Annotated in this window: 9 protein-coding genes and 1 tRNA gene; 7 read left to right on the top strand and 3 right to left on the bottom strand. The window is 46.5% G+C overall.

The features are described 5' to 3' along the window. The first annotated feature begins 14 nt into the window (after positions 1-14). From Q0200_RS00255 to Q0200_RS00230, 6 genes are read left to right on the top strand one after another with little or no spacing between them, the layout of a single operon-like run. Positions 15-167: a class I tRNA ligase family protein gene (locus tag Q0200_RS00255; protein ID WP_297936468.1), complete on the top strand. Its 153-nt coding sequence runs from the start codon at positions 15-17 to the stop codon at positions 165-167. After that, a complete protein-coding gene (locus Q0200_RS00250) occupies positions 160-1,074 on the top strand; it encodes a tetraacyldisaccharide 4'-kinase (RefSeq protein ID WP_297936466.1) in 915 nt (304 codons plus the stop codon). The genes Q0200_RS00255 and Q0200_RS00250 overlap by 8 nt, the downstream gene beginning before the upstream one ends. Before the next feature lie 27 nt (positions 1,075-1,101). After that, positions 1,102-1,404 carry a divalent cation tolerance protein CutA gene (gene cutA / locus Q0200_RS00245; RefSeq protein WP_297936464.1) on the top strand — a complete coding sequence of 101 codons (303 nt, stop codon included), beginning with the start codon at positions 1,102-1,104 and terminating at the stop codon, positions 1,402-1,404. Continuing rightward, the gene (gene thrC / locus Q0200_RS00240; RefSeq protein WP_297936462.1) at positions 1,401-2,861 is read left to right on the top strand and encodes a threonine synthase; all 1,461 of its coding nucleotides are present in this window, start codon (positions 1,401-1,403) and stop codon (positions 2,859-2,861) included. The genes cutA and thrC overlap by 4 nt, the downstream gene beginning before the upstream one ends. After that, the gene (kdsB, locus tag Q0200_RS00235) at positions 2,858-3,577 is read left to right on the top strand and encodes a 3-deoxy-manno-octulosonate cytidylyltransferase (protein ID WP_297936460.1); all 720 of its coding nucleotides are present in this window, start codon (positions 2,858-2,860) and stop codon (positions 3,575-3,577) included. Before thrC ends, kdsB begins: the two co-directional genes overlap by 4 nt. A gap of 46 nt (positions 3,578-3,623) precedes the next feature. Then, entirely contained in the window at positions 3,624-3,989 is a 366-nt protein-coding gene (locus Q0200_RS00230) for a nitrous oxide-stimulated promoter family protein (RefSeq protein ID WP_297936458.1), read from the top strand. Positions 3,990-4,185: 196 nt separating this feature from the next. Here the strand turns inward: Q0200_RS00230 and Q0200_RS00225 are convergent. After that, positions 4,186-4,259: transfer RNA gene (locus Q0200_RS00225), tRNA-Gln, on the bottom strand. A gap of 91 nt (positions 4,260-4,350) precedes the next feature. Next, the gene (dsbD, locus tag Q0200_RS00220; RefSeq protein WP_297936457.1) at positions 4,351-6,231 is read right to left on the bottom strand and encodes a protein-disulfide reductase DsbD; all 1,881 of its coding nucleotides are present in this window, start codon (positions 6,229-6,231) and stop codon (positions 4,351-4,353) included. 138 nt (positions 6,232-6,369) lie between these two features. Between dsbD and ppk2 the strand changes: the two genes are divergently transcribed. Further along, a complete protein-coding gene (gene ppk2, locus Q0200_RS00215) occupies positions 6,370-7,179 on the top strand; it encodes a polyphosphate kinase 2 (protein ID WP_297936455.1) in 810 nt (269 codons plus the stop codon). A 248-nt stretch (positions 7,180-7,427) separates the two neighbouring features. Here the strand turns inward: ppk2 and Q0200_RS00210 are convergent, their stop codons facing one another. Next, positions 7,428-8,027: a hypothetical protein gene (locus Q0200_RS00210; RefSeq protein ID WP_297936453.1), complete on the bottom strand. Its 600-nt coding sequence runs from the start codon at positions 8,025-8,027 to the stop codon at positions 7,428-7,430. Positions 8,028-8,289 lie beyond the last annotated feature (262 nt).

The following is an 8,289-nucleotide window of genomic DNA, read 5'->3' as shown; positions in this document are numbered from 1 at the left end:
GTAGCCAGAGCGTCATCGACGTCTTCGTCGACCTCTACCGCAAGGGGCTCATCTATCGCGGCGTGCGCGTCGTCAACTGGGACCCCAAGGCGCAGACGGCACTTAGCGACGAAGAGGTCGCCTATATCTGCGAGAGCGTGCGAGAGATAGCTAAAACGCGTGTTTAAAAGGAAAATTTACGCCTTCGCGCAGGAGTATTTTTACGCTCCGAATTTGTGGCAAAAGTGCCTAGCTATAGTGCTTTTGCCATTGAGTGCGCTTTACTGTGCGAGCGTGATTTTAAAGGCCAAGTTTAGTAAAACTTTAGATTTTGATATCCCGATTATCAGCATCGGAAATTTAACCCTAGGCGGCAGCGGAAAGACGCCGCTCGGTATTGCTATCTTAAACGAATTTGAGGGCGGCTGCGTTATTTTGCGAGGCTACGGCAGGGCTTCAAGCGGCCTCGTCAAGGTTGCGATCTCGGGCGAAATTTTAGTGGGCGTCACGGCTAGCGGCGACGAAGCCATGGAGTACGCAAAAAGCGTGAAAAACGCAAACGTCATCGTGAGCGAAAACCGCGACGTCGCGATAAAAGAAGCCCTAAATTTAGGCGCAAAGTACGTGTTGCTAGACGACGGCTTCGGCAAATTTCACATCAAAAAATTTAACGTCCTGATCCGCCCATCTGCAAAGCCGTATTTTGATTTCGTCCTGCCTAGCGGCGCGTATCGCTACCCGAGCAAATTTTACGCCAAAGCCGACTACGTCGTAAAAGAGGGCGAGGATTTTACGCGCACAAGTGAAATCATAAATCAAACTAAAAAGATGGTTTTAGTGACCGCTATCGCAAATCCGCAGCGCTTGGAGCCTTATTTTAGTCTTTGCGTGGGGCGCGAGATATATCCCGATCACTACGCGTTTTCGCGAGACGAGCTGGTAGAAATCCTAACCCGCTACGGCGCGACCTCGCTTTTGGTCACGCGAAAAGACGCCGTAAAGATGGAGGAGTTTGGCCTGCCGCTCTCCGTTATCGCGCTAAAAACGACGTTGGCGGATAAATTTAAACGAATTATCAAAGAGAAAATTCTATAATCTCCTAAAAATTTTAGGACGCTTTAAATGAAATTCATACTAACTTCTTGCGCCGATAAGGTTGCAGCCAAAGCTCTAGCCAAAAAGCTCGTAAAAGCTAAATTTGCCGCTTGCGTCAGCGTTTTTAAGGCAAATAGCGTTTATTTTTGGGGCGGCGAGATAAAGGACGAAAAGGAGCGGGTCTTACTCATAAAAACCGCGGTTAAATTTAAAAAAGTCGCTAAATTTATCGCAAAACATCACGATTACGATCTGCCAGAGATTGTGGCTTTTAAGGCGGATAAAGCTAGCAAAAAATACAAAAAATGGATAAAAAAGGAAAGTAAATGAAGCTATTTCAAACTAGAGCGAATGCGGGCGAGAGCCTAAAAAGCGTGGAATTTAGCCAGGCGCTACTTAGCCCCAGCTCCGCTCACGGCGGGCTTTACGCGCCGACGCAGCTACCTAGGCTGGACGATAATTTTTTTGCAGAGGCTATAAATTTAAACTACGCGCAAATCGCTCTGAAAATCATAGAGAAATTTGGATTTGACGCGGATGCGGCGATGTTTGAGCGGGCGGTGAAGCGGTATGAGAGATTTGACGATCCGCAAAATCCCGTGCAAGTGCGAAAAATCGGCGAAAACATCTATGTAAACGAGCTTTATCACGGGCCTACGCGCGCTTTTAAGGATATGGCATTGCAGCCGTTTGGCGCGCTACTTAGCGAGCTAGCCGCAAAAAGAGGCGAAAAATACCTCATAATGTGCGCCACCAGCGGCGACACGGGGCCTGCGACGCTCGAGACCTTTGCGGACGCGCCCGGCGTTAAAGTCGTTTGCCTCTACCCAAAAGACGGCACGAGTGAGGTACAGCGCCTACAAATGATAAATGCCGACGCCGCAAACCTCAAAGTAATCGGCATCGAGGGCAACTTCGACGATGCGCAGCGCGCGCTAAAAAGCCTGCTGGCTAGCGAGAAATTTAAAGAGCGTCTAAGCGCGGCCGGACTTTCGCTCTCGGCGGCGAACTCGGTAAATTTCGGTCGAATTTTATTTCAGATCATCTATCACGTTTATGCCTACGTTTATCTACTCAAAACGGGCGAGCTAAAGGGCGAGTTTGACATCGTCGTGCCTAGCGGCAACTTCGGCAACGCCCTAGGCGCATACTACGCTAAAAAAATGGGCGCGAAAATCGGCAAAATCAAAATCGTCTCAAACGCAAACAACATCCTTACCGAGTTTTTCACGCAGGGGCGATACGATCTGCGCGGCAAAAGCCTGGTTAAGACGATCAGCCCTGCGATGGATATCCTTGTTTCTTCAAACGTCGAGAGGTTGCTTTTTGATAAATTCGGCGCCGTGCGAACCAAAGAGCTGATGGATAATCTTGCGAGTGAAGGCTTTTACGAGCTTTCAAATAGCGAGCTAGACGCGCTAAAAGAGGACTTTGATGCTGATTTTTGCAGCGACGCGGAGTGCGAGAAATACATAAAAGAGTGGGCAGCAAAGGGCGTCGCCGTCGATCCGCACACGGCTACATGCTTTAAAGTGGCGGCGAATTTAGCGCGTCCGTGCGTGATAACGTCGACCGCGCACTGGGTCAAATTTGCTCCGAGTATGTTTAAAGCGCTAAAAAACGAAATGCTAAAAGACGAAAAAAGCGGGCTTGAGGCTTTGGCAGCGGAGTTTAAGGATGAAGTGCCCGGCGCGATAAAGTCACTCTTTACAAAAGCCGCCGTACACAATGAAATCGCCGCAAAGAGCGATATAGAGGCTAAAATTTTAGCCTGGATCGAGCGATGATTATCATCCCGGCAAGGCTCGCTTCGACGCGAATGCCTAATAAAATTTTACGCGAGATAAACGGCGTTCCGATGTTCGTCGCTACGGCGCGCAGGGTGAGCGCGGCTGACGAGGTCGTGATAGCCGCAGACGACGAGGGCGTGGTGCAGATCGCGCAAAAATTCGGCTTTAAAGCCGTGATGACGAGCCGGGCGCATCAAAGCGGAACCGACCGCATCAACGAAGCTGCGGGCATGCTTGGCGTCAAAGATAGCGAGATCATCATAAACGTGCAGGCCGACGAGCCCTTTATCGAGCCTGAAAATATCGTCAAATTTAGAGAATTTTGCGAGAAAAACGCGGAGAGAGCATTTATGTTTTCGTGCTTTAAATTTGTCGGCAGCGAGCTAGCGGACGATAAAAACCTGGTCAAAGTAGTGACCGACGACGCTGGCTACGCGCTTTATTTTTCTCGCTCGCGCATCCCGTTTGACCGCGCACCGTTTGACGCATACAAGGCACATCTGGGCATCTACGGCTATAGCGCGGCAAATTTAAAAAGATTTTGCTCCTTTGCGCCTTCGACGCTCGAAAATACCGAAAAACTAGAGCAACTGCGCGCTCTATCAAACGGCGAGAAAATCCTCATGCTCGAAGTGCAAAGCGACAGCATCGGTATCGACTGCGAGGAGGATCTGCAAAGGGCGCGAGAGAAATTTGGAATTGAGTTAGATTAACGCCCAAAGCCCCGAAATTTGGTAAATTTGCCTAAAGGAAAAATGCATGACAAATGAGAAATTTACCGAACAGGTCACGACTCTGGCGAAATTTTTGCAAACATACTGCGGCGACAAACATGCGCTAGAGCCAAGACGCGAGATAAATTTGGAGCTAATTTATAAGGGCGAAAATCTAAATCATAGCGTCCAAGCGCAGCTTTGCGCCGAGTGCGATCAGCTGTTTTTCTACGCTCACGAGCGGCTTTTGGCCTGTTCGCACGATATCAAGCCAAGCTGCCGCAAGTGCCCGCATCCATGCTACGAAAAGCCTAGATGGACGCAGATGGCAAAGATAATGAGATATAGCGGCATGAAGCTCGGCCTTGTAAAGCTTAAAAAGATATTTACATTTTCAAAGACGGCGGAGTAGAGCTCGCTAAATAGCATGCTTGAAACCAAATTTGGTAAATGATTCGACCAAGCATAGCTTCAATGCTATTTTAAAATCAACACGGAATAACTCGAAATTTTGAATTTTAGCCGATGGACAGCGCAAATTCAGCGAAAGCATAATAGCTTAACTGTTTTAATCAAGGTTTAGAGTTTTTGGGATTTTGGAGATTAGTTGGTTACCCTGAAAGGATTCGAACCTCTGTTAGCTGATCCAGAGTCAGCAGTTCTACCACTAAACTACAGGGTAACGATAGGCGAAATTATAGCGAGCAAAATTTAAATCAGCTTTAATTATCTAAAATTTTGAGGATAAAACCGTAAAAATCTCCGCACAAATTTCACAGCCCGAATTTTTCAAGATGGGCTAAAAACTTTTCGGGCGGGTAAAAGCCGATAAGGCGTGCATTTTTTAGCTCGTCTTGCATGTGGCTACCTGCACGGAAAAATAGGATCGCAGGCGGCCCGATGAGTCCGAATTTTTTCATTATATGCGCATCGTCACTGCTATTTTTCGTTACGTCCACTCGCAAAAGAGTAAAATTTTCTATCTTTTTTAGCACGGCTTCGTCTTTAAAAGTGATCTCGTCAAGCTCGTTGCAGCTAGCGCACCAAGTTGCATAAAAGTCGATAAGCACGGGTTTAGACGAGCTTTTTACCGCATTTTCTAGTTCGGTCAAATTTGAGATGGCGATAAAATTCGGTTCGTTTTTACTCAAATTTACGCCCGCGCCGCCTGCATTTTTAAAACCTTCAAGCGGATTTAGCGCCGATTTCGCACCCGAAAATGAGCCCACGATCAACAAAACAGAGTAGATAAAGGCTAGTAGCGCCGTGCCTTTTAGTAGTTTTTTGCCGCCGCTTTGCTCGCTACTTGTCGCATCGAAAGCTCCGAAAAATACGCTAGCAAACACGCCGATAACGCCGTAAAGCAGTATCTCCGCCGTAGCGCCTATCACGCGCGCGCTCAGCCAAACCGCCATTATTAGCATGATAAAGCCAAAAAGCGTCTTGATTTTATCCATCCAAGCGCCCGGCCGCGGTAAAATTTTACCCGAGCTCGCACCGATAAGTAGTAGCGGCACGCCCATGCCAAGCCCCATCGTAAATAGCGCAAGCCCGCCAAATAGCGCGTTTCCGCTCTGCGCTATGTAAAGCAGCGCGCCCGCAAGAGGTGCGGCGACGCAGGGGCTAGCGATGAGCGCGGATAAAAATCCCATCGCAAAAACGCCGATTATTCCGCCTTTGCTTTGAGCTTTTTTGCTAAGCGCATTTTGCATGGCAAGGGGCATCTGAAGCTCGTAAAGTCCGAACATCGAAAGCGCGAGCGCGACGAAAACGAGGCTAAAGCCGATCAGTACGGCCGGGGTTTGCAGCGCGCTTTGCACGCCCGAGCCAAAAACGCTAGCCGCCACGCCTGCGACCGCGTAGGCGCACGCCATCGCAAAAACGTAGATAAGAGATAGGAAAAAGCCGCTCGCGGCGCGCGATTTTTTGTTTTTGTCATTTTTAGCGTGCTGGTTGTCGCTATCAAATTTGGCCGAGGTTTCGTCTGACGCGCTTAAATTTACGGCACCGTTTTTGCCGTCATGCGTGCTGCTAGCTTGTTTTGAGACGATGATAGATGATAGGATCGGGATCATCGGAAAGATGCAAGGCGTGAGCGAGAGTAGCAACCCGTAGCCAAAAAACGTGGCGAGCGAGAGGAGGAAATTTGCGCTGCTAAGGCTTGCGGCGATGGAGTCTTGCTCGGAAAGCGGGGCTTGCGAGCTTACAAAATCAGGCTCGGCGGCCTCTATGATCTGTGCGACCGAGTAGCCGCCAAGACCCTTTTTGACGCTAAATTTGAGTACTTGCGGTTGGTAGCAGATGCCGTCTTTGGCACAGCCTTGGTATTCAAGCTTTAGCGTGAAATTTTCGCCGCCGCTAAGCCCTTTTAGCAAATTTATCGGTACGAAAAGGCTAAATTGGCTCGTATAAACCTCGCGTTCGTCGTAAATTTCGCCTTTTGGGAAGTTTAGATGCGAGTTTAAAATTTTATCCTCTAGGCTCGCTGCTAGGCTGTCTTTGTAGACGTGGATATTTGGCGCGGGGGCAAATCTAAACTCGACGTTTTGCTCGTCGGCGTGCGCGGTGAGACCGAAGGCTTCTTTGACCGAAAGCGGTTCGGCAAACATAGCGCAGCAAGTCAGAATCGCCGTAAAAATCACCCTAAAAATCATAATATTCCTTGAAATTTTTGTCGTATTTTACACAAGCTCCCATAAAGTCAGCGTTAAATGTTAAATTAAGAGGCGTATTTTAGCTAAATTTTAATTATTTGATAGTAATATTTTAAAAATACCCAAAGGAGGTTTAGAGTGAGTAAAAACGGCACGGATAGCGTAAAATTCGACTACGAGCACGAGCTTAGAAAGCTACAAATCGAGCTTTTAAAATTTCAAAATCACGTAAAAGAGCAGGGTCTGCGCGTACTCATCATCATCGAGGGGCGCGACGCGGCGGGCAAGGGCGGCTCGATAAAGCGCCTAACCGAGCATCTAAATCCGCGCGGTTGCCGCATCGTGGCGCTTGAAAAGCCGAGCGACGTCGAGCGCTCGCAGTGGTATTTTCAGCGTTACGTCGCTCATTTGCCAAGCGCAGGCGAGATCGTGATCTTTGACCGCTCGTGGTACAACCGCGCCGGCGTCGAGCCCGTTATGGGCTTTTGCACGCAAGAAGAGCACAAGGAGTTTTTGCGCGAGGTGCCTAAATTTGAGGAGATGATCAAAAACTCGGGCATCATTTTCTTTAAATTTTACCTCTCGGTTTCAAAAGAGGAGCAAAAAAAGCGTTTCAAAGAACGCCTCACCGACCCGCTCAAGCAGTTTAAAATTTCTCCCGTGGATGAAAAAAGCCAGGAGCTCTGGGATCAGTACACCATCGCCAAGTACTCGATGCTGCTAGCTTCAAACACGCCGTTTTGCCCATGGACCATCATCGTCTCAGACAGCAAAAAACAGGCTCGCATCAACCTTTTTAGGCATATCCTAGCAAACGTAAAATACCCGAAAAAAATAGACGCCAAAAACTTTGAGTGCGACGAAAACGTCGTAAGGAGCGGCGAGGAGGAGATACGCCAAATGGAGGCAAATCTCAAAAACGAAAAGCTATCCAAGATGAACGGGTAGGGCGAGCTTGGGTCAAATTTGACGTGCGGCGCGGGAGAATAGTCTCGCGAGAATTTGTCAAAACAGGTCAAATTTGACTCGGCCGTCCTGCACCTTTTTGATACGAATGGCGGAATCGGCACTTATCCGTTTCAATTTAATAGCCTCTTTTGCAAATTGAACAAAGCTAAGCTAAAATTTAACTCAAACCATAAATGGACTTGTTTTTTAGTCTTAATGATTAAAAATATTCAATTTAACGAGCCAGCTTAGCTCTCTTTGCTTTTCTGCTCTTCTTGAATTATATTTATACGATTCCAAGAGATAAAGTAAAGTATTTGTGTTATTACAAATATTATTATAGTTATACCAAAGCCGTATCTTATCTCATCGGTTATCCAAAATGAGTTTAAAAGCATGTAAAGGGTAGTAGATAGCGCGATAAAACAAAGAATGTAGCCATATATGCACCATCTAAATAGCTTTACGCCGGTTATCTTAGCGAGTTCAAAAAACATCAATGCCCACATACAAATTAAAAATAATATACTTAAAGCTCCTAAAGCAATACCGGCATTTAGAGGCATGTTTGGGTTATCTAAAGCAGGAATAGTTATGAGATTTGAAAATATTATACCCAAAATAAATAGTGTATAAAAAGTCATCAAAGATGATGATTTGGCGATATTGGCAATCCTTGAAACGGCAACATACATAAGTATTAGCCAAATTAAGCGAAATACTATGCCTCCGACTGGCCATTCACTATTCCCCATAAATAAGCTGGCTATAAAAAATACATTTGCAAGAAATGCAAAACCTTTTATGCGCTCTAATTTATTATTAAAAATTTCGTTATCATTTTCCACATGTTCCCCTTTTTCTTAATTTTGAAAATTTACTGATTATATTTGATCCAAGAGACCAAATTTACTTTTATTATAGTTTTTATTTGCTAAAAATATATTTATATAAAACGACTTAGATTTAAGTTGTGTTAGTTAATTTTATGAAATTTTACAACAGGATTTAACTAAACATCCTCCACGTCATCCACGCCGCACCATGCGCCAACTAGCAGAGCCTGAGCCGTCGCCGTTATCAAGATATTGATCCAGTGGAGCGCGCTAC

It is taken from the genome of uncultured Campylobacter sp. (assembly GCF_938045225.1).
In the GTDB taxonomy this organism is placed as follows: Bacteria; Campylobacterota; Campylobacteria; order Campylobacterales; family Campylobacteraceae; genus Campylobacter_A.
This window is presented reverse-complemented; position numbering and strand designations above follow the sequence as displayed.

Excerpts from the sequence above, each read along its gene's own strand:
- dsbD (WP_297936457.1), bottom strand. The coding sequence starts at position 6,231 with ATGATTTTTAGGGTGATTTTTACGGCGATTCTGACTTGCTGCGCTATG.
- cutA (WP_297936464.1), top strand. The coding sequence starts at position 1,102 with ATGAAATTCATACTAACTTCTTGCGCCGATAAGGTTGCAGCCAAAGCT.
- Q0200_RS00230 (WP_297936458.1), top strand. The coding sequence starts at position 3,624 with ATGACAAATGAGAAATTTACCGAACAGGTCACGACTCTGGCGAAATTT.
- thrC (WP_297936462.1), top strand. The coding sequence starts at position 1,401 with ATGAAGCTATTTCAAACTAGAGCGAATGCGGGCGAGAGCCTAAAAAGC.
- kdsB (WP_297936460.1), top strand. The coding sequence starts at position 2,858 with ATGATTATCATCCCGGCAAGGCTCGCTTCGACGCGAATGCCTAATAAA.